Source organism: Sphingobium nicotianae (genome assembly GCF_018603885.1).
Classification (GTDB): Bacteria; Pseudomonadota; Alphaproteobacteria; order Sphingomonadales; family Sphingomonadaceae; genus Sphingobium; species Sphingobium nicotianae.
This window is the reverse complement of record NZ_JAHGAW010000019.1, coordinates 1-21,542: the sequence shown is the minus strand read 5'-3', so window position 1 is coordinate 21,542 and position 21,542 is coordinate 1. Positions and strand designations below refer to the sequence as shown.

At 61.6% G+C, this 21,542-nt stretch carries 17 protein-coding genes; 11 read left to right on the top strand and 6 right to left on the bottom strand.

Going from position 1 to position 21,542, the window contains the following annotated elements:
* The coding region (locus KK488_RS21115; RefSeq protein WP_214625709.1) for a conjugal transfer protein TraG at positions 1 to 1,757 on the bottom strand (1,757 nt) is incomplete at its 3' end.
* 400 nt (positions 1,758 to 2,157) lie between these two features.
* Complete coding sequence (locus tag KK488_RS21110; protein ID WP_214625708.1) at positions 2,158 to 3,924, bottom strand: hypothetical protein; 1,767 nt, start codon at positions 3,922 to 3,924, stop codon at positions 2,158 to 2,160.
* 68 nt (positions 3,925 to 3,992) lie between these two features.
* On the opposite strand from KK488_RS21110, the gene KK488_RS21105 reads away from it, so the two are divergent.
* A complete protein-coding gene (locus KK488_RS21105) occupies positions 3,993 to 5,717 on the top strand; it encodes a hypothetical protein (protein WP_214625707.1) in 1,725 nt (574 codons plus the stop codon).
* A gap of 78 nt (positions 5,718 to 5,795) precedes the next feature.
* On the opposite strand, the gene KK488_RS21100 is transcribed toward KK488_RS21105, so the two are convergent.
* From KK488_RS21100 to KK488_RS21090, 3 genes are all read right to left on the bottom strand, one after another.
* Complete coding sequence (locus tag KK488_RS21100) at positions 5,796 to 6,662, bottom strand: nucleotidyl transferase AbiEii/AbiGii toxin family protein (RefSeq protein WP_214625706.1); 867 nt, start codon at positions 6,660 to 6,662, stop codon at positions 5,796 to 5,798.
* Positions 6,655 to 7,278, bottom strand: a complete 624-nt coding sequence (locus KK488_RS21095; protein ID WP_284732254.1) for a type IV toxin-antitoxin system AbiEi family antitoxin domain-containing protein — start codon at positions 7,276 to 7,278, stop codon at positions 6,655 to 6,657. The genes KK488_RS21100 and KK488_RS21095 overlap by 8 nt, the downstream gene beginning before the upstream one ends.
* A 116-nt stretch (positions 7,279 to 7,394) precedes the next feature.
* On the bottom strand, positions 7,395 to 7,862 hold the full coding sequence (locus KK488_RS21090; protein WP_214625704.1) for a very short patch repair endonuclease: 468 nt from the start codon (positions 7,860 to 7,862) through the stop codon (positions 7,395 to 7,397).
* A 76-nt stretch (positions 7,863 to 7,938) separates the two neighbouring features.
* Between KK488_RS21090 and KK488_RS21085 the strand changes: the two genes are divergently transcribed.
* From KK488_RS21085 to KK488_RS21065, 5 genes are all read left to right on the top strand, one after another.
* The gene (locus KK488_RS21085; RefSeq protein ID WP_250890899.1) at positions 7,939 to 9,549 is read left to right on the top strand and encodes a DNA cytosine methyltransferase; all 1,611 of its coding nucleotides are present in this window, start codon (positions 7,939 to 7,941) and stop codon (positions 9,547 to 9,549) included.
* A gap of 139 nt (positions 9,550 to 9,688) precedes the next feature.
* A complete protein-coding gene (locus KK488_RS21080; RefSeq protein WP_214625703.1) occupies positions 9,689 to 12,328 on the top strand; it encodes a Z1 domain-containing protein in 2,640 nt (879 codons plus the stop codon).
* Positions 12,318 to 13,331 (top strand): PD-(D/E)XK motif protein, encoded by a 1,014-nt coding sequence (locus KK488_RS21075; RefSeq protein WP_214625702.1) that lies wholly within the window; start codon positions 12,318 to 12,320, stop codon positions 13,329 to 13,331. Before KK488_RS21080 ends, KK488_RS21075 begins: the two co-directional genes overlap by 11 nt.
* A 98-nt stretch (positions 13,332 to 13,429) precedes the next feature.
* Positions 13,430 to 15,154, top strand: a complete 1,725-nt coding sequence (locus KK488_RS21070; protein ID WP_214625701.1) for a hypothetical protein — start codon at positions 13,430 to 13,432, stop codon at positions 15,152 to 15,154.
* Entirely contained in the window at positions 15,151 to 16,065 is a 915-nt protein-coding gene (locus tag KK488_RS21065) for a hypothetical protein (RefSeq protein WP_214625700.1), read from the top strand. The genes KK488_RS21070 and KK488_RS21065 overlap by 4 nt, the downstream gene beginning before the upstream one ends.
* An 8-nt stretch (positions 16,066 to 16,073) precedes the next feature.
* On the opposite strand, the gene KK488_RS21060 is transcribed toward KK488_RS21065, so the two are convergent.
* Complete coding sequence (locus tag KK488_RS21060) at positions 16,074 to 16,220, bottom strand: hypothetical protein (RefSeq protein ID WP_214625699.1); 147 nt, start codon at positions 16,218 to 16,220, stop codon at positions 16,074 to 16,076.
* On the opposite strand from KK488_RS21060, the gene KK488_RS21525 reads away from it, so the two are divergent.
* From KK488_RS21525 to KK488_RS21035, 5 genes are all read left to right on the top strand, one after another.
* The gene (locus KK488_RS21525; RefSeq protein ID WP_490166842.1) at positions 16,152 to 16,862 is read left to right on the top strand and encodes a DUF6339 family protein; all 711 of its coding nucleotides are present in this window, start codon (positions 16,152 to 16,154) and stop codon (positions 16,860 to 16,862) included. The genes KK488_RS21060 and KK488_RS21525 overlap by 69 nt on opposite strands.
* 28 nt (positions 16,863 to 16,890) lie before the next feature.
* Positions 16,891 to 17,907 carry an HNH endonuclease gene (locus tag KK488_RS21735; RefSeq protein WP_214625697.1) on the top strand — a complete coding sequence of 339 codons (1,017 nt, stop codon included), beginning with the start codon at positions 16,891 to 16,893 and terminating at the stop codon, positions 17,905 to 17,907.
* A complete protein-coding gene (locus KK488_RS21635; RefSeq protein ID WP_214625696.1) occupies positions 17,900 to 19,300 on the top strand; it encodes a ScoMcrA-related endonuclease in 1,401 nt (466 codons plus the stop codon). Before KK488_RS21735 ends, KK488_RS21635 begins: the two co-directional genes overlap by 8 nt.
* The gene (locus tag KK488_RS21040; protein ID WP_214625695.1) at positions 19,297 to 20,439 is read left to right on the top strand and encodes a phosphoribosyltransferase-like protein; all 1,143 of its coding nucleotides are present in this window, start codon (positions 19,297 to 19,299) and stop codon (positions 20,437 to 20,439) included. The genes KK488_RS21635 and KK488_RS21040 overlap by 4 nt, the downstream gene beginning before the upstream one ends.
* A 181-nt stretch (positions 20,440 to 20,620) precedes the next feature.
* Positions 20,621 to 21,454 (top strand): reverse transcriptase domain-containing protein, encoded by an 834-nt coding sequence (locus tag KK488_RS21035; protein WP_214625694.1) that lies wholly within the window; start codon positions 20,621 to 20,623, stop codon positions 21,452 to 21,454.
* Positions 21,455 to 21,542: the final 88 nt, after the last annotated feature.

Sequence of the window (21,542 nt, the reverse complement as noted above, 5' to 3'; positions counted from 1 at the left end):
CCGCGTACAAGGCCGTGCCAGTCGTCCGCGCGTGCCTTGGGCAGGTCGGCGTAGCCCCCGCTTGCCAGCGCTGGCGCGGGAAGGATGCGCGCCTTGAAGGTCCTGTCCTCGTAGTAGCGGAGCTTCTTCGCGCGCACGGGGGCGTGCCCGGCGACGAGGACAAGCTCGTCCACGGGCGGAAGCTGCATGACTTCGCCGGGTGTCAGCAGTGCGCGAGCTGTTTCCTGCCGGCTGACCATGACGTGTGCGAGCCAGGGGGCGAGCCGGTGGCCGGCATAGTTGCGCATCGCACGCTGCTCGGTCGCGGTGCCGAGCGCATCGGAGATGCGCTTGGCGGTGCGTTCGTCATTGGTCGCAAAGGCGACGCGGACATGGCAGTTGTCGAGGATCGCGTTGTGCTCGCCATAGGCCTTCTCGATCTGATTGAGGCTCTGGGCGATGAGGAAGGCGCGCACGCCGTAGCCGGCGAGGAATGCCAGGCTCGTCTCGAAGAAGTCGAGGCGGCCAAGCGCCGGAAACTCGTCCAGCATCATCAGCAGGCGATGGCGGCCCGGCTTGTTATCTGCGTGAAGATGTTCGGTGAGGCGGCGCCCAATCTGATTGAGCACCAGCCGGATCAGCGGCTTGGTGCGGCTGATGTCGGACGGCGGCACGACGAGGTAGAGCGACACCGGATGATCACCCTCGACCAGGTCGACGATGCGCCAGTCGGATGCGGCGGTGACGGCGGCCACCGTGGGATCGCGATAAAGGCCGAGGAACGACATCGCCGTGGACAGCACGCCGGAACGCTCGTTCTCGCTCTTGTTGAGCAGTTCGCGCGCAGCCGAGGCCACGACGGGATGGACGAGCGGGGCGTCGGGTGCCCCGAGATGATTGGTCGTCATCATGACGCGCAGGGTCGCGACGAACGGTCGCTGCGGATCGGACAGGAAGGTCGCTACGCGCGAAAGCGTCTTGTCGGCATCGGCATAGAGGATGTGGAGGATCGCGCCGACAAGCAGCGAGTGGCTCGTCTTTTCCCAGTGATTGCGCCGGTCCAGCGCGCCTTCGGGATCGACCAGGATGTCCGCGATGTTCTGGACGTCGCGCACTTCGTCCGCGCCGCGACGAACTTCGAGCAGCGGATTGTAGCGCGCGGAACGGGCATCGGTCGGGTTGAACAGCAGGCAGTGCGAGAAGCGCGCGCGCCAGCCCGCCGTCAGCTGCCAGTTCTCTCCCTTGATGTCATGTATGACGGTCGAGCCGGACCAGCCGAGAAGGGTCGGCACGACAAGACCGACTCCCTTGCCCGACCGCGTCGGCGCAAAGGCCATGACATGCTCCGGACCATCGTGGCGGAGATAACGCTCACGAACGCGACCGAGGAAGATGCCACGGTCGCTGAAGAGCCCCGCGGCTGACGTCTCGCGGTCGGAGGCCCAGTGTGCCGAGCCGTAGGTCGTGACATTGCGCCGCTGACGCGCGCGCCACAGCGACCCAGCCACTGCCGCCCCGCAGCCGATGAAGCCGCTCGCGCCGGCGATCGCGCCGGCCCGATCGAAGACGTGCGGGGCGTAGGCATCGAAGTGATACCACCACAGGAAGATCGCCCACGGGCGATAGATCGGGACGCCGCCGATCGTCGCCCATGGCGATCCGAGCTCAGGCTGGTAGGCGAGCGCCGCAGCCGCCCACTGCGTCGCGGTCCAGATGCCCGCCAGCACGATCCCGAACACGACGGTGATTTGACCGACAAGCAGTTTGGTGGGTGTCACGCAGGCCTCCGCCCGCATGGGAATTAGCCGCGCGGGTTGGGGCCTAGTGTCGTCGGATTGACCGGATTGCGTCAGGAGCCGTCTGGTGCCGCCATAGCCCTTTTTGGGGCCACCGGCTGCAAGCAGGGGCAAATCGGTCAAGGTCCGCGCCGCTGCGCGGACTCACAAAGACCTTTGCTACTAGGTTGTTCGAGTGAGAGCTATGGCAAGCTGGTGTCAGAAGAGCTTTGCAGCTGAGCGATTAAGCGGTTGATTTTCCAGTCAAATCATCGACTTAGAAGATCGCCATATGCATCATTAGCACGATCTGGAGGCGTGGAAAAGGCTGGATGCTTGTGGACGGTTTGCAAGAAACGACGGGACAGCCAGCGCTTCAGCTCCTTGCCAAGGAATCTCGCGTCTAATTTTTTCGCTGGACGATTTCGTATTCCAGATCGTGCAAGCGAAACCGCTTTGGCTGCTCCTCCTGATGGTGGCGGACGGGGGCCCTGACAATGTGCTCACGCAGAAACGCGAAAAGACCGTTCATGGACCTGAGATTACCCTGCCTTGCGATCATCACCCGTCCAGCGTTGTAAAACTGCAACCAAGTGGCATACGCTGTATTCTCGTCGATGCTGGTTCCCGCAAGTGGGTAGGCGTGATGCCTCGCGACGATGAGTTTCCTGACCCTCGATATCTTGGCGCCTCGCGGAAGTCGAAAGGCATTCCGCAGGATCGTCTCGTCGGCGGTGCCGAGCCAATCCGCCACGACATCGAGCCATTCGGAGCATTCTCGCAGAAATCGCGGCATTCTCGAGTTTTCGGCCTTGAGGTCTGGACCGGGTGTGTCTTGATGCTTGAGCTGAAACAGCATCAGGTCGCCATAGATGGGGTCGAAGGCAACCAGGTCGACGTCCGTCAGCACCCTGCCTTGATACCGAAGCTTTATGTTGGTGCGGCAGATCACGTCCGGAAACATGGACTGCAGAAATCCTGTTAGTGCGCGCTGAAGTGACGCTTCGCGGCCTCGCTGGTTGGATGAATAATCAGACTGAAAATTCCGTCTGAGGGAATCGAGGAGGAACTCCATTTGTCGTGCTCGGCCGCTCACCACCTTCACGATCGAGGTTGATGCGAACTCGACTATTACCGGTAGTGGGGCGTGTGGTCTCGAAGCGACAGCGACATTCTCCCGATTGAGCGTCACGGTCTTAAACAATTGCTCAGCTTCAGCTCGAGAGGTCGGAGTATAATGGGCAAATCTCTCCCCGAACTCCTCCAGAGCATGCCAGAGATCGTCGATGAATTCCTCGCGGTCCGCCGATATTGTCAGCACGTTACCCCTTGGGATGTCGGGGTATTTCACGTTCATGGCTGCCGCAAATCGTTCGTGCTTGAGGGCAAACGACACAACAATTGCAGCACTCATCAGATATTTTAGGTACGTAATTCCGCCAAATTTTTTCAATTCATTGAATGAGTCGAATTGAGGGGTCGCGACAATTTGCCCCCAAGCTATAGTGAAAAATATGTCATCGAGAAAAGGATCTGCGTTGTAGCCCATGAAAAGATCGCGCCAGACATAGATATTTCCGAGGAATGATTGCCAAATTTTTTCAGATCTTATTTTACCTTCCGGAGTTTCAAATAAATTCCGCCCAATCTCATTCTGCAGGATATCTCGATAATGCTCTTCAACTCCCCGCTCATGAGACTGCGCGTCGATAATCTTAGAAGGAAAATCAAAGCGGTAGAGTTTCGGATCCACCTTCGTGATCGTTGACAGGCCAGACCAGGTCAGCTCGACAACGCGCCTTCCGTGTTCGATGAACCCCAGTATCGTGGCGAGATCAGTAACTCGTCGTGCGAGGTCCTCGGATCGTGGCATCGTGATCGCAGGAAAGGGAAAGTCCGAGTGCAGGCTGAGCATGAGGATAGCCAGCCGCCTGAGACCCATCGACAGAAAATAAAATGAATACGACAACTCCTCTTCGAGACCGTTCTCCGCAATGAACGTTTCGTGAAGATCGAGCTCTTTCAGCGCACCAGCAAGAAGGACCCCCCGATGGTCACGCGCGAGCTGCTGTGAGATTCTGTTCTCCTCTTCGGAGAGGCTCTGCAAGAACTCAACGATCCAAGCCTTCTCTTCAGCAGAAAGCGCTACGGGTTCTCCAGGTTGAGCCATGTTCACAGCACCATTGAGGTTGTGGAGGAGCCTTGCTGAAACGCAGGTGATTTGGGATCGCTATCGTGATGGAGAATCTGCGCGAATTCTATGATCGCCTCAACGAGGCGGAGCGGCAACTTTCTGCGGAGGTTGCGGCGGACCGGGTGGGTCTCCTCATGCGAATCGCCGTCAATGAGCTCGATCTCGATTTCGAAGGCTTCCATCGAGGATCGGCGTCCGATGAAGTGGACCAGGAACGATCGTATATCATCCGCATTGGCGTTGTGCGGATACTCCAGCTGGCAATGGAGGCGCATCGCGATTTTGAAGCGCCCGCCATAACAATTCAGCGCGATCTCAGATATTCGGGCCCTGTCCTCCAGCTGATCGCCATAGCCGGGACGATCGAACATGATCGTCGCGTGGCGCAGAGCCTGTCTGCCGTCGGCGGGCGCATCGAAAAACTGGAAGATAGCTTTCGGATAACTCTCCCTTCGAAGCTCCCTGATCTCGAACTACACGAGCGAGAGCTGGAGCGGCTTCATGTCGGAAATCATCGCTCGTTTCTCTCCGAGGGCTACGAGGCAATCGTCGGCGAGAAGATCGGTGACGAGGTCAGGACGCTGCTGACCGATCTGGTCTACCCGTTCCGAACACACTTCATCGGCTACGAGGCCGACCCGACGCTGGACTTCTATTTTTTTGGCCATGCCTACACCGACATGCTGCTCGCAAAGGGCTACGACACATTCCACTTCTCGACGACGTTCGGCGGCATCACCTTCTCGAATTTCAAGCTCGCGGCGACCTTCATCGTATCGGTCGGGATGAAGCATCGCGCGTTCGTTCGTGCGCTCATGGAGAAGGTGCCGTCGATCCGGGCCGAGGACGTGCTCACCGTGTCGGTCGAGACCCCGGGATATCTCGAGGGTCTGCGCGACTTCATCAACGAGTATGGCCAACAGTTCACCGGACATGTTCCGGTGAATGATGCAGATGTCCGCAAGATATTTGACGTGCTGTCGATCAGCAGGCGCAATCTTGCCCTGCTCGAACGGCCGGGCGCACCGATACCGCCGTTGATCCAGTGTTCCGACGGCCACGTCATCCGGCCGCTGGCCGGCGCGACCAGCGACGAGGTCATGCTCTTCCTTCTCAACGCGCTGCAGCACAATTTTCCGAAGGACTACGACCGCGCGCAGCGTGCGCGCGAAGGCGTCATGCAGAGGGCGCTGGAAAAGGCGGTCCGCGAGGTGCTTCCCACGCTGGAGTATCGAGGAAACATCAAGTTAAGGCAGAATGGAAAGGTACTGACCGACCTTGACCTAGTGATCGTCGAGCGGTCCTCCGATCGTGTCGTGCTTGTCCAGCTGAAGCACCAGGATCCCTATGGTGCTGACCTTGCGACGATGCTGGCACGAACTGGTCGCCTCAATCAGCAGGTCGGCGACTGGCTCCGCAAGGTCCGATCATGGCTCTCGGCCGCAAGCCCGTCCGAGGTTCGAGCAACCCTTCGCCTTCCTTCCGGTTCGTCGACGCCGAAGGTCAGCCTACTGGTCCTGACGCGGCATTACGCGCACTCGCTTCGCAAGGTGGTCGAGGGCGACGATGCCATGTTCGCGAACTGGAACCAGCTCGCGACTGCAACCGCGAGTCTGCTGGAGCCCGGGTCTGCTGCACGTGGATTGGATGACCTTCTGGAGGAGCTGAAGGGTCTCAGTGTCCCCGAAGAGGTCGATTATCTGCCCGAACCCTCGAGCAGCTGGGGTGTCGGAAGCCTCCGCTTCACCATCGAGCAGGAGCAGGATTGAGCCATCGGCCGAAGCAAGGACGGCTGCCGGGCGCAGGTCAGCCACGGCGCTGGGGCAGCGGGCGGGCGCGGCGACGCGCTACGTCGTGGTCGACAGCCTCTGACAGGAAGGGCCGACAAGCGCCCAAGCAGCTTCGACGACTTCCTCGAAGGCCAGTTCCTTGAGATCGAGCGATGCGGCGTAGGCGCGCCATTGAGTTCGTTTGGCATCGTCACCAATCATGGCATCGGACAGCCCGGGCGGTCGGTCCGCCGGGATGGAGGTTCCACGTCGCTCGAAGGTGGCTCGGATAGCTGCATCCAGATCGTCAGGAGCTATCTCCAGCGCCCGGGGGATCGCCCAGAGGTCGAAATAGTCCTTCATCCGACCGTTGGCGATGCCGAGTGCCACCATCGCCTGAAACTTCTCGGCGATTACCGATGCAGGCGGATAGATCCGGATCTCCGGCTCATCCATGCCCAGCATCGAGGGATAGGCCATGGTCCGGGCAGCGTCGGCGAGCGCGTCACCGAAGCCGATGTCGATCGTGACGGGTATCCGGGTCCTTTCAAGATAGGCATCGGCACGCAGCCGCACGCCACCATATTCCATCTCTTCCCGGATGACGGCGGTCCTCAGGCTTGCCGTGTCGAAGGCAAGTCCGTCATCAGCATCGATCGACAAGACTCCGGCAAATACCTCGCGCAGGTAGTCAGGGTCGGAGTCCCCGTGACCCAGAAAGTCCGCATCTCTCGTCTCGCGCGAGCTGCTTTCGATCCAGAGGGTGACGAGCATGCCTCCTTTCAGAATGAAGGAGCCACGATGTTCGGATATCGAAAGGCGATAGAGCAGCCGCTCGAGGGCATAGCGGACGAGCACCACATCATAGGCTCGCCCTTCCGCGCGAGCGAGGTTCAGCAGCCGCTGCTTGACGGAGGCCGCAATGTTCACTGGCGCCTTAGCCATTGGAAGTGAGTGCCTCGAGATAGGGACGCATGATGTTCCATGCGTCGCCAGCCATTGCCGCTTCTGCGATCGATGCCGGCGTCGCCCTGCGCTGATCCAGCGTGGCGCGGAGTGCTTCCACTGCCACGGATCGATCGACCAGCTTTCGATTTCGGAAGACGTCTGCGAGGGTCTTGGGAATCGAATAGATCGGGACGCGGGTCCCCGAGATCGTGTGGTGTTCGATTCCCTGCTGCATGTATCTGTCCCGGAACTCGACGATGCGGACCGGTGGATAGGACGAAGCGGACGGGCTCCAGTCCTTCACGCTGACCGCCATCCAGACCTTGCGTGGCATCTGGTCGGTCAGCTCATGGTATGCCAGCGCAGAGACCATCGCCACGACGCCACGAGGGACCTTCTTCGCTGCCTCTGCCAGTGCCTGATGGGTGTCGATATCGCTGTCAGGTCGCTGATAGAGGCCGCGCGAGATGCGGATCAGTTCACCGGCCGCAACGGCGCGGGAAATGGTCTTGGGATCGATACCCTCGCTGCGAAGCTCGTATGCCCGCACGATCGGCTTCTGCATTAGCAGCTGGGCAAGGAGGGTTCGCTGGGGTTGCTGCGTTTCGCTCATTGGTCACATAACCTGGGTCTGGCTGGCTTGAGACCCAGGTTATGTGACGCGGCCGCTGTCACATAACCTGGGTTTGTGCGGGATGAGACCCAGGTTATGTGACACGTGTGGATGTTTCAATCGCTCTTCGCCTTTGGTCGGACCAGCGCGCTCTCGTGGGCGAGATCATCGGACCGAAGCCATGCCACGACGTCCTCCAGTGTCGACGCCGCATAACGCTTGCGAAGCCCGCATTCCCAGATGATGGCCGTCCGCCATTCCATCGACTGCAAGGTCTCGACGACGGTCCGGTCCCGTTCGACATTGCGCTCGAACTTGCCGCGCCAGAATTCGACGTTGCTCGCCGGTGTCGTGCACCAGTGACACCCCTCATGGCGATGCCAGAAGCATCCGTGCACGAAGATCGCAGCGCGCCGGGAGGCAAGCACGATATCGGGCCGCCCGGGAAGCTTCGCCGCGTGCAGCCTGTATCTGAAACCGGCACGATGGAGCGCCTTGCGCAGAAAGGTCTCCGGACGCGTGTCCGTGCCGCGGATGCCAGACATCATCCGCGACCGTGTCGCCGCGTCGACTACATCGACCATGGAGACCGACCTGTCATTTCGCGTCGATGATGATAATCAACATCCCTTTGCGTGACCTTCGGAAAGCGTGTGAGTCTTGCCAAGATATTCTGTCGTCGACATTTTTGCAGGTCCCGGGGGTCTGGCCGAAGGATTTTCAGGCGTTCCCGGTGCGGGTGACGAACATGCCTTCCGAATCGCCCTGTCGATAGAGAAGGATGCATCGGCGCACGAAACCCTGCGGCTGCGCAGCTTCCTGCGTCAGTTCGATGGCGACATTCCGGTCGGCTACTACGACTACATCAACGGGAAGGCGCCGGAACCGGACTGGGCAACGCTGTATCCCGACGAATGGGAAGCGGCCGAAGAGGAAGCCTGGCAGCTCGAACTCGGCAAGGAAGAGCCTGCTCTGCGTCTTGACGCACGCCTCGACGCAATCCGTGTCGAAAGCGGCGGCGACGTCATCCTGATCGGCGGGCCGCCATGCCAGGCCTATTCCCTCGCCGGCCGCTCGCGCAATCTGGGCAAGGAAGGCTACGTCGCACTCGAGGACAATCGGCACTTCCTGTACCAGGAATACATCCGGATTCTCGACCGACTGAATCCGGCAGCCTTCGTCATGGAGAATGTGAAGGGCATGTTGTCCTCGTCGGTGGACGGGGAAAGCCGCATCTTCGATCAGGTTCTCCGCGACCTGCGCGGCGACCGTGAAGGCGGACGCAGATACAGGCTCATCGCGCTCGATCCGCGCAGCCGGCAGCAGCTCGATCTCGGGCGTTTCGAGCCGCGTGCATCCGACTTCATCGTCCGCGCCGAGGACTTTGGCGTGCCGCAGGCCCGCCATCGGGTCATTGTCGTCGGGCTCCGTGCCGATCTCGCCGAGGATCTGCCCGACCGCGCACTGGCCGACCTCATGATCCGCCACAATCTGCGAACGACCGTGGGCCAGGTCCTCGCCGGCATGCCGCACCTGCGCAGCGGCCTCAGTCAGGAAGCCGACAGCGCCGATGCATGGCGCGGCATCGTGCAGACCGCGATGGCCTTCGTCGCTGACCTCGAGACCGATCTTGACGACGAGCGTCAGGCAGCTTTCACCGCCCGTGCCAGCGAATATCATCGGCGCTTTGTCGCGCTCAACGATCTGCCCGGTCGCGAAGGCTTCGGCGTCGGCATTGCCGATGACTGTCCGGATGACCTGCGCAGCTGGCTGACCGACGAACAGCTGGAAACGCTCCCGAACCATGCGACGCGAAGCCACATGGGCAGCGATCTCGCGCGCTACTTCTTTGCCGCGGTTTTCGCCGAGGTGGTCGGCCGGTCACCGAAAGCAGCCGACTTTCCGGAAGAGCTGGCGCCAGCGCACGAGAACTGGAACTCCGGCAAGTTTGCCGATCGGTTCAGGGTCCAGCTGGCCAGCGGACCATCGACGACAGTGACGAGCCATATCTCGAAGGATGGCCACTACTTCATCCATCCTGATCCGCTGCAATGTCGGAGTCTCACGGTCCGCGAAGCGGCAAGACTGCAGACCTTTCCCGACAACTATCTGTTCAAGGGCAACCGGACCCAGCAGTACACCCAGGTAGGAAATGCGGTTCCTCCGCTGCTAGCGCGGTGGATCGGCGAGGCGCTGTACGCGATTCTTACCGCGGACCGGGATGAAGCGGCAGACACTCATCCGCAAGCTGTTCTTTCGCGGACCGGGTAACCGGGACCATCAGTTCGGACGTCTGAATTGCGGCACCGCAAGTATTTCGAAACGGCGGCTTTATAACTTGTCGCTCTCCTGCGTGCTGTGCACAACTGCGAGAATTGGGACTCGAACTTCTGAGCTTGGGGGAGGCTTGATGCCGTCAGCAACACAGACAGACGCGTTTGCCAGGCAGCTGCGCGCGCGCCTTGCGACGGCGGTAGATGTCGATGATGCGGCTCGCCTCGTGCGTGCCGATCTGGAGCCGATCCTCGGGGCCTTCACTCCCGAGCAGGAGGACGACTTTGCCGCTGCGATCGAGAGCGTCAGGGCCACGATCCGACCCGTCGAGATTCTCCGTGTCAATTCCATGTTCCGTGTTCGCCAGCAATGGTATCGCGGACCTGCGGAAGGCGACCGGCACTGGCCGGCGCTGCGGGCCTACCTCGTGGATTCGAAGGGCTGGTCGGCCGAGACGGTAGACGAGAGGATCGGCGCCGCGTCGAACGAGATTGTCTCGCTGCTCGAAAATCCTGCGACCGAAAGCTTTGCCTGCCGGGGGCTGGTGATCGGTCATGTACAGTCGGGCAAGACCGCCAACATGACCGCGGTCATCGCAAAGGCGGTCGACGCTGGCTACAATCTGGTGATCATTCTCGCCGGCCTGACGAACAAGCTGCGCCGACAGACACAGAGCCGGATGCGCAAGGATCTGGTCGATCGCCTTCGCGACCGCTGGGAACTGCGGACCAGCGAAGACGACCAAGGCGACTTCCGAATGCCCCCGAACGGCGGATTTCCAGCGCCGGCGGAGGGCGTCGTGCAGCTCGCGGTCGTGAAGAAGAACGTTGCACCGCTCGGTCAGCTTCTCGCGACGCTCGATCGCACCTTGCCGGCCGTGCTTCGCCGGCTCCGCGTGCTCATCATCGACGACGAATGTGATCAGGCCAGCGTCAATACCGCTTCGGGCGAATATGACATGACCCGGATCAACGAGAACATCCGGCTGATCCTGAAGAAGTTTCCAGCAAACGCCTATGTCGGCTACACCGCGACGCCTTTCGCAAATGTCCTGATCAACCCGTTTCCAGTCAATGGCGGCGAGCTGGACGACCTTTATCCGAAGGACTTCATCACCGCACTTCCGACGCCGGACGGCTATTTCGGCACGGAAAAGCTGTTCGGCCGGCCGCCCGCCGATGCCGACGCGCCCCTCCCGGAGGAGAAGGGGCTCGACATGATCCGGGACATCGACGAGGATGAAACAGCGCTGCTGCAGCCGCCTAGCCGGGCGGAGAAGGACGCCTTCCAGCCGCGAATGCCGCCCTCGCTCGAGGATGCGGTTCTCTATTTTCTGGCGTCATGTGCAGCACGCCGTTTCAGGGGTCAGGCCGACAGCCACATGTCGATGCTGATTCACACCTCTGCCTATGTGATCATGCACGATCGGCTCGCGACGCTGGTCAAGGCCTGGCTGGAAGTGGTCGGCGACGAGCTCGGGGATTCCTCTTCGGTTCTGTGCCAGCGAATGCTCGCCCTCTGGGATGCCGAGCAGCTCAGAATTCCCGCGGGCGTCTGTCCCTATCCGCATGTCACCTCCGAACAGCTGCTTCCTTTCATGCCGGCGGTCCTCGAAGCGCTCGAAGTGCCGGTGGAGAACGGCGTCAGCGAGGATCGCATCGACTACGACGGCGCGCCGAAGACCTATATCGTGGTCGGCGGATCGATCCTGGCACGTGGCCTCACGATCGAAGGGCTGTGCGTCAGCTATTTCCTTCGCACCTCGAGCCAGTACGACACGCTCCTGCAGATGGGCCGCTGGTTCGGCTATCGTCCGGACTATGAGGACATGCCGCGCATCTGGATGACCGAGGCGCTGTCGACCGCATTCCGATCGCTCGCCCTCATCGAGGCGGAAATCCGCGAAGACGTCGCCGAATATGCCATTCGCCACAACACGCCGATGGAATTTGCGGTTCGCGTGCGATCCATTCCCGGCATGGCCATCACCGCGGCGAGCAAGATGAGAGCAGCCGTGCTGACCGACGTGAGCTACGCCGGGAAACATGTGCAGACCATCCGCTTCGATCACCACGATCGGCGGATCGTTCAGACAAACTGGACCGCTGCCTCGAATCTGATGACCCAGGCGACCGACCTTGGTCTTCGATCTGCTGATCCAGCGAGCGTTCTGTACGAGGGGGTTCCCGGCCGGCTGATCGTCCAGTTCCTGCGTGCCTATTCCGTTCAGGCGTCACATCGGGAGCTGTCGGCAGACTTCCTGCTCGGCTATCTCGATGCGTCAGGCGACAGCCAGAAGACCTGGAGTGTCGGCGTCGTGCAGCCGCGCGTCGGCTCCGTTTCTGCCGAGCCGCTTGGAGGCCTTGGACCGGTCACGCTTTCGACGAGAAGCCGGCTCAACCGACCGGAGGACTTTGCCGACATCAAGGCCTTGATGTCGAAGCGCGATGTCCTGTTCGACTGCGGCGCGGCCGGGGACGGCGTGCCGAACGGGGACTGGAGCGGGCTCAAGACAGCACGCGCTGGGATTGTCGGGCAGGTGCCGCTGCTGCTGCTCTATCCGATCGATCGAGCGTCGCAGCCTCGACCGGGCTCGACCGAGCGTTCGCCCCTCGATGCCATCGGCGACCTCGTCGGCTTCGGCATCGTCTTCCCCGGCAGGGCCGAAGGAGCCGGTGGATATTACAGCGTTGTGCTGGAACCACCGTCTGCGGACGATCTGGAGGAGATCGAGGACGAGATCGCCGAGCAGCTCGAGGCCGGGCGTGCCCGCTGAATCGTCGATCGATCACTGGGACATGCTTCGCCGCGGCGGACAGGCGTCGACGGCACTCGAGATTCCGAGCATCGATACGGGGATCGAGACCGGATCGGGTTCGGTGCGTCTTGCCCTCGGCAATGCGGGCGAGCTGAGGCTGCTTCTTCCCGTCCGCCAGAGCGAAAGGATTGCCGAAACCCCGTCGAGCGATGCTCTGGCCATTGGCGTTGCGACCTACTCCCTCGGCGGTACCCCGATCCGCTATCTGGACATGACATGCCTGATCGGTGCGCTCGATGGCGTGTTTGCGGATGTGGCCGGCGAGATCATGGACCGGATCGTCGGTGGTGCCTCGCCTGTCGAGGCATGCCGCACGACGATCGAGGACTTTCGCTCTCTCCTGATCGCACCTGGAGCGGAAGTCAGCATTCAGGAAATCCGGGGTTTGATAGGCGAGCTGCTGATGCTGCGGACGCTGCTCGACCTGGATCCGACGGCCTGGAGACTCTGGCGTGGGCCGCTTCGCGAACGCCACGACTTTCACGGCGGGCTGCTGGCCACTGAAGTGAAGACGACGAGCAGATCGGCGACGCGCAGGATAACGATCTCGGCTGTGGACCAGCTTCTTCCACCCGCAGGAGGGTCGCTGACGCTCGCGGTGTTCCAACTGGCTGAAACGGCTGGCGGAGACATCTCGGTGGCGAGGATTGCGGCCGATGTGCTGCGGGCGGCCTCCGACAGGCAGGAGGTTCTTCGCCTTGTCGCGGGTTACGGCTGCACCGATCACGACTCCCGTGAGTGGAATCGCTGCCGGTTTCGCCTGGAAGACGAGCATCATTATCTGGTCGATGCTCGCTTTCCGCGCGTCATCCCCGAAAGCTTTCCAGAAGGCGTCGTCCCGGTGGGGGTCGAGGAGATTTCCTACGCAGTGAACCTCGGAACGGCGGAGCAGTGTCGTCTGAGCAACGACACCGTCGACGCCAGAAATGCGGAGCTGGTCGCGTGCCTCGACCACATCTGACACTTCACTCCGAGGCGTACGCGGCCTCCGGCAACCTTGCAGCCGACGGCTATCGCAAGCTTCTTGGGGCGCCCTCGATCGATCTTGTGCAGACTGTCGTGCGAGAGGCGGTCCAGAACAGCTGCGACGCCGCGCTTTCCGATGGTGGCGCGGAAGTTCATTTCCGTGTCCGTGCTCTCCAGCCAACCGAGCTGCAGGCGCTTCGCGAAGTCGTGCTTGCCGATCGGCCTCTCGACGAGAGCGCTGCAGAGCCGCTCGACGCCTTCCTGTCGAGCCCCGCGCCGCATGTTCTGGAGATATGCGATTTCGGGACGGCGGGCCTCGCAGGGCCGACGCGCGCAGATGTGGCAGCGATGGAGGACGAGGCAACCGACTTCGTCGATTTCCTGAGGAATGTAGGCTCGAGACGAAACACGGCGCACGGCGGCGGGACCTACGGTTACGGAAAGACCTCGCTGTATCTCGCCAGTCGCTGCTCGACGATCGTCATCGACAGTCAAACCACGCATGTAGGAGAACCTCGACGCCGGGTCATTGCGGCGCAGCTGGGTTCCGCGTTCAGCGCGAACGATGCTCAGGGCGTTCGTCGTCGCTTCACCGGGCGGCACTGGTGGGGACGGGCATCGGGCGAAGACGAACATGTCGATCCGGTCGAGGGGGACGATGCGGCCGAGCTCGCCAACGCTCTCGGCTTTCCACAGAGGTCGCCAGAGCACAGCGGCACATCGATCATGATCCTCGATCCGCTGTTCGTGGAAGAGGATCGCGAGCGTGCGATCGACCTAATCGAAGAGGCGCTTCTCTGGTTCTTCTGGCCCCGCCTTCTGGAAGGAACGCCGGATGACAGGAAGATGCATTTTCGCATCTTCGTGGACGGCGAGGAGCGACCGCTGCCTCGCCCAGAGGACTTCCCGCCGCTTGATCTCTTCGCACGCGCGATGAAGAACATGCGCGCCGATCCTCCCGGCGGTGACATCGTGCGATCCCTTCGGCCGAGGCGTGATCTTGGTCGCCTGAGCTTTGCGCGCGGCCTCCGTGCCGAACGCGTTGCACCCGCAGGTCGCGAGGGCAGCCTGTTTCCCGATCGCTCCGCCGCGATCGCGGTGATGCGGCCGGTGGAGCTGGTTGTTCGATATTTCACCGGCACACAGATTGCGGATGACCGTTTCGAATGGGCCGGGGTCTTTGTCGCCTCGGACAATGACACGGTGGAGGAAGCCTTCGCCAAGGCAGAACCGCCGGCGCATGACGACTGGCAGTACGAGGCTCTCTCCGACCGAGCGGCTCGCAGCATCGTCAAGATCGCTGTTGACCGTATCCGCACGGCAGCACTCGAATATGCAAACCCGGTTTCGGCGCCCGCGCCGGAAGGCGACAGGGCGCCGTCGCTGGCCGGTGTTGCGGGACTGTTCGGTCGAGCGCTGGAGGGTGATGGCGAGGGTGCCGGACCCCGTCGGCCAAGTCCGGGCGGTGGCGGAGGTGGTCGCTCGGGACCGTCTGTCACACGACCCGCGTTTGTCAGACTGGAGCTGAGTGAAACCGGGCCTGTCGGTGTCTTCGAGCTTGTCGTCCGCGGCGAGGGTCCGTCGCTCTCGCTCCATCTCGATCCACTGCTGGTGATGGATGGCGGGACGGCATCGGAGTCAGCGACCGCCCTACGGCCCACAGTCACGCGTGTTGTCGACGAACATGGACAGGAGCTCGCAGTCGACGGCCCGGTTGCCATTGGCGAAAGTCGAGGCAGGTTCGAGGTTTCAGTCGCGATGCCGGCAGACTGCGCAGTGACGATGACCGCCCGTCTCAGCTCCGACGAGGCTGAATGATGGGCCGGATCGCATTTCCGTTTCTGACCCTCGATCAGACCACGATCAGCCCGGCGCCATGGGTTCTCCTCGAGGACGGCGTTGAAACGCCGATCGCCGATGCGTGGCTTCCAGACTGGGATCCGGCGAGAGACCTCCGTCTGCGGCGGCTTGTGACCACCGACCTCGATCGCGCAGCCGATCAGCTGTCCATGGCAGTCGATGACGGTGCGCTCGAACTGGTGGTCCGGATCGGCACTGGTATCGGCAACATGCCGCGGCGGATCATCGCGACCTCGAGACTGCCGCTGACTCGTCTGGAGCCGACGATCGTGGTCGATGAACTGGTGTCCGGCCGCAGCCTGTCGCAGAGACTCCTCGTCGATACTCTCGTGCTCCTGCGCCGGCCGCGCGACGGTTCGCCGCTTTCGCCCGGTCGGGTCGGGTCGAAGCTCTGGTCGGATCAGCTCGACCTCCGCCTCGAAGGCGAGGAACCGCGCTTCCCGATGGAGGCCGTCAGCTTTCTGTCGCGTTTTGCCGGCCGACCCGAGGCCTATGCCCCATGGCTGCTGCACTGGACGCCCGGCAATCTGCATCGCGATTTCGGCGGGAGTGTCCGACTCTATCTCAACAGCGACCGCGCCGACGTGACAGATCGCCTGCTCGCGGGCGATCGCGCGACCACCCAGGTCGTGCTTGCCGATGTCATGACCCAGATCATCTCGGCCTCATTGCGTCAGAGTGATTTCGAACGGATCGCCGTTGAGGCCGATCCGTGCTCGATCGCCGGTCGGGCAGCGCACTGGATCGGCCTTGCCTTTCCCGATCAGGACATCGCTGCCGTCCGCAGCATGATCGATCTCCGCCCGTCGACATTTCATGCCGGGATTCTGGCTGCAGCTGACATTGTCAGCCTGGACCACAGCGCATGATCGTGCAGCTATTCCCAAGGCTTGATCGTCTCGCTGTCGACGCACTTCTGGCCGGGCGCGCCGACGACACGGCGCGCCCGGAACCGATCCTCGATGCCGACAGCTTCCCTGTCGAGACCCGCTATGCTGCTAGCGGCGGCAGTCCGATCAGGCATGATATTCTCGTCGATCTTCGCTCCGGACTGGTGGAGATCGCTGCCGGCTGCGGGTTTCCGGACCGGGGAAGTGCAGCCGATCGGGCCCGGTTCGATGAGCGAGTCTCCGCCTTTCTCGCTCAGCGGGACGAGCTCGACGACGGCGAAGCTTTGCGCGACGATGTCTGGGCATTTCTGGCCTGCGTGCTTCTCCCCGATCTTGCGGCCTGGCGGTTCGCTGATCGGCCCGCAGAACGTTTTCACGGCGGCGTGCGGAACACATTCCAGCGTCTGTGGATGCGAGGCCGGATCCTGGACAGGGGTGCTGCGGCAGAAGATCGCTGGGAGCTGCTTGGTGCGCTCACCGAGGATGCACTCGTGCAGATCACTGAGCGCCCCTCGATCGGCAATGACGCGAGGCTGTCACGGGCACTGGCCGAGGGCTGGCTACGCGCATCGCGGCAGCTTGGGCGTTCGGCAATGGAAGACGCCATGCGCGAGGCGGTGATCCGCCTGCGACTTCGCAATCAGGTACAGCTTCTCGCAGACCTCGATGATCGTGATCTTGAGGAGGCGGTCGACGCCTTCTTCGCACAGACGCCCTCGGGTATCGAACCCGAGCGCCGATCGTGGACGGATCGTCTGCTGGGTCGCGGCAAATGAACGATCGTCATGATCAAGGGCGTTCTGCGTGACGTCGCCGAAAGCATGGTCGCTACTCGCCGTCGAAGGTGTCAGGCAATATGGCGGGAACACGGGGTACGAAGACGATCCATCTGCCATCTACCGCTACGACAGCGACGTCGCCAATCATCGAAACGTGCGTAATGGCGACGTGGCAGTCATCCGATCGAGCACCTCTGTCCTCGGCATCGGAACGATTGAAGCCATCGTCGAAGGCCAGGGGTCTAAGGTCCGCCAGCGTTGTCCGGAATGCGGCACCGTCAATATCAAGGCGCGCACGACACAGTCTCCTCGATGGCGCTGCACGAACGCGCACTTCTTCGAAAGGGCGGCAGAGGAGACGGTTGAGGTGGCCACTTTTGAGGCTCACTACGGAAAGACCTTCAAAGCATGTCCTTCCGAAATGACCCTCGAGGTCCTCAACAATGCGGTGATTCGCCCCAATGATCAGATGTCGATCAAGGAAATCGATCTCGCGCGTCTGGAACCGATCCTGCTGTCTCTCCCGGATGTCGCGTCGATTGTCCGAAATCACGTACGCCGCCTTGCCCCCGAGGAAACGGGTACAGAGGGCAGTGGAAGTGCAAACTCGATCATCGAGGAGCGGCGCCGCGTTCTCAGGGAAATTGCGCTTCGTCGCGGTCAGGCCCGATTTCGCAAGCGCCTGATGGATCGCTATGGCACGCGTTGTCAGGTCAGCGGCTGCGCATTTCCGGGCCTCGTCGAGGCCGCTCACATAAGCCCCTATGCACGGTCGAACGACAACAGCGAGCGGAATGGCCTGCTTCTGCGGAGTGACCTGCATACCCTGTTTGATCTCGGACTTCTCGGGATCGATCCGAAGACGCTGAGGACAGCGGTGCACCCGCAGGCGAAGGCAGCCGGTTATGAGCAGTTCGACGGGATCGCAATCCATCTGAACGGCTCTGCAGGACCTGACCGATCGGCGCTTGAAGACCGGTGGCTCCTGTACGTCGAACGAGTGGCAGCCGTCGATGCCCACCAGGGAGACTCAGGTGCCTAGGGGCAGTCTGGTCAGGCAGGATGTCCTGAACGCGATCGCAGAGTTTGACGCATCGGGGCGCGAGGCTTTCCTTGAGCGCTATGGCTTCAATGGAGCGCGGGACTATTTTCTCATCCACGAAGGGCGTCGCTACGATTCGAAGGCGATCGCTGCGGTAGCCAACAAGTGGGCGGCCGGCGGAGGCGGGCAGGCTCTGACAGCGCTCGAACTCAGCGGAGGCCGCACCGATGCGGCGAAGAGACTGCGCGAGCTCGGCTTTGAAGTCACGGAACCGACGGGCGCAGCGACATCAAGCAGCGGCGGGCACCTTGATCGAGCCTGGTCCCGTTTCTTGAAGAACGTTGCCGCGGTTCAGAAAGGGGCGCCGTTCTCGAATTTCGATGAGGGCGTCGCGGCCGCCTGGGAAGGATACAAGCCGCGTCTCCGGACGCGAGCGCTGGAGATTCTGGCACCGGAAAGCTGGACACCGGAGATGATAGGCACCGGCCAGATCCTTCAGCGAGCAATTGACGCCGTCGAAATTCAGGAAGATCGAATAAACCTGACGAACAATCTGGTCTTCTGGCAGAACCGATATGGTCATGCGAACAGGGAACATCGCGGTCTGCTGGAGGCGATGGGCCGGCCGGGATCACGGCGGGACGTCGAACAGGCACTTTTCGGTCTGTACAACGGAGATGACGAGGCCCGCCTATTTTCGGAGCTGAGCGACCTGCTCGGTCCGCGATATCCTCTGCTGGCATACTTCTACTTTCTGAAGGACATGGATCGGTTCATGCCCATTCAGCCGACAGGATTTGATCAGGCATTTCGAGAGCTGGGGATCGACCTAGTCACTCTCCGGAACTGCCGCTGGGACAACTATCTGCGGTTCAATGCGGCCATCGGCCTCGTGCGGGACGATCTGACGTCGATCCGGGGCATCAGTGGCGTTCGACTCGTCGATGCCCACTCCTACTGCTGGCTCCTCGTGAAGTTGCCCGAGGCAGGCAGCACGGGATCGGCGGTCGACCCCGGTCGCGTTCTCGGCGCTCGAGCAAAGGCGATCGTCAACATGCGTCTTTCGATCGAGCGGACCGTGGCGCAGGCCAATGGGCAGACCGTTCTCCGCGTGGTGAAGAACAAGGACCTGCTGCTCGACAGTCGTGCATTGGAGAAGCTGCTCGAACAGCGCCTCGAAATGCAGGAGAACCGCTGTGCCCTCACCGGCATCCCGTTCGACTTCGCCGGTACGGACCCCAGTCTCCTGCCGTCTCCGGACAGGATCGACAGCAGCGGCCACTATGCCGAGGGCAACATTCAGGTCGTGTGTAGGTTCGTGAATTTCTGGAAAAGCGCGACCGAGAATGACGAGTTTCTGCGCCTTCTCGATCTTATTCGGCACGTCGAATGATGGCCAGAAGCGAACATGCGCGCGTCTCTGCCTGGTTGCAGAACTTTCCGGACGCGCAGCGCGGGGTCGCCGGAGATCTGGTCGACGCACTTTCCCTGATCAGCGAAACCGATCTTCGACGCGAGCTGGGCAGCCATATTGCGCAGCTCGTGGAGAGACTTCAGGCTCCGGTAGCCGCATTTCCGGTCAGGGAAGTCGCCCCCGAAAGCTCAGCGCACGAACCAGGGCGTGATGGCGGCTATCACCTTTTCGATCCCGGGCTGCCTGGCAGCGAGGCTATCATCGGAAACATTCTGACTGGACTAGTTCGGCGCAGCAGCCTGTCGACGCGAATTCTCTCAACTCTTGATCTCGGCACTCTCCGTGATCGCAAGGTCTGCACCATTCTGCTCGTCGACGACTTTTCTGGTTCGGGAAAGCGTCTGCTTGACTTCCATCGGGCGCTGCGGCGTCACCCGACCATTCGAAGCTGGGCATCGTTCGGGTGGATAGACTTTCATGTCGCGACATTTGCGGCAACGAACCGGGCGGCGGCTCTCCTCGCGAAAAGGTTCGGCGAGGACAATGTCCATATTGTCCGATCGTGCCCGACCTTCGTCGGCACCGGCTGGACGCCTGAGCAGCAAGCTGAGGTCGAGAAGCTCTGTCAGACGCATGCGGGAAGAAGCAACAGGCGACGGGCGCTTGGCTTTCGCGACAGCCGCGCGTTGATTGCCTTTGAACATACTGCGCCGAACAATCTCCCGTACATTCTGTGGAAGCGGGCGGACAACTGGAACAGCCTGTTCGAGGACAAGGCTGTTCCTGACGACCTGCTGCCGCTGTTCACCATGCGCCCCGCACCTGCTGCTACCCCTCTGGCAGGAAGTGCCGGTGCCATGCGGCTGGGTCAGATCATCGATCTTCTCGGCCATCGGGTTCGCAGTGCTGGGGAGATCGCCGAGATCACGGATATCAGCATGGCCGAGGTCAATCGCCTGCTGGTTCTCGTGAAACAGCTGGGTCTTGCCAATCAGACGCTACGACTGACCGATGCCGGAAGGCTTGAACTGAGGAAATGGCGTCTGGCGCATCCAGATCAGCAGTTGCCCAACAGGGTGGAAGCCTATTATCCTCGCGAACTGAGGGCGGAGCGGTGATCGTTCAGCTTCCCGCCGGCCGAAAGGCCGGTCCATGCCACGGGGTTCTCGTGGCGGGCTGGCACGTTGTGCTTCGCCTGGGAAACGGCATCGCTGGGATCGACCATGGTGAAGCGAACTCCGGCTCTGACGAAGACTGGGCTCGTTCGCTCCACCAGGGCCTCCATTCGGGTCAAAGTGGATGATCAGCGCTTCGCCCCACCAGTATCGGGCAGAGGGTCTGGCGCGCGGCCGTCAGGAACCCGTCATCTCTGCGGCGATTTCTCAGGCATCAAAGGCGGAGGCTCTGGGCCTGCCCGCAATTCTCACGCTGGGGCATCTCGCATTCCGGACGGATGTCAGTCACCGATATCTTCGCTCGGTGATCGCGAAACGTTCGGGCGAATTCTATCGCGAATTCCACATCAAAAAGCGTTCCGGGGGACTCCGCCGCATCGTCGTGCCCGCCCCGAAGCTGATGGCGGTGCAGCGCTGGATCGTGCGCGAAATCCTGCGCGAGCGAGCGGTGCATCCCGACTGTTTCGCCTATGTGCGTCGTCGCTCCATAGTCGACTGCGCCAGCCGACACGTTGGCGCAGGGTGGCTGCTCAAGCTGGACATCCACGATTTCTTCGAGAGCATTCCGGAGCGATCCGTATATCGCGTCTACCGCTCGCTGGGATATCAGCCGCTTGTTTCGTTCGAGCTGGCGCGGATCTGCACAAGGCCCTGGATATCGCCACCTGACAAAAGGGAAGGTTCACGCACGGTCGCGAACTGGTGGAAACGCGGAATTGAGCTCTATCGTCGTCAGTTTACCGGCTATCTGCCGCAAGGCGCTCCGACGAGTCCGATGCTGTCAAATCTGGTGTGCCGCGGGCTGGATGAGGAGCTGAGCGCATTTGCGGCACGCGAGGGGCTTGTCTTCACTCGGTATTCCGATGACCTCACCTTTTCCGGACCGAAAGCCGGTTTCTCTCGCGATCGAGCGCAGCTACTAGGCCGGATCGACATTCAGGATTTCCAAAAGGTCTGATCGCTGATTCATAGGGCTCCGTGTTGGAACGCGGAGCGGACGATGGGTAACAAGCGTTACGAGTTGAACGATGCGCAGTGGGCGAAGA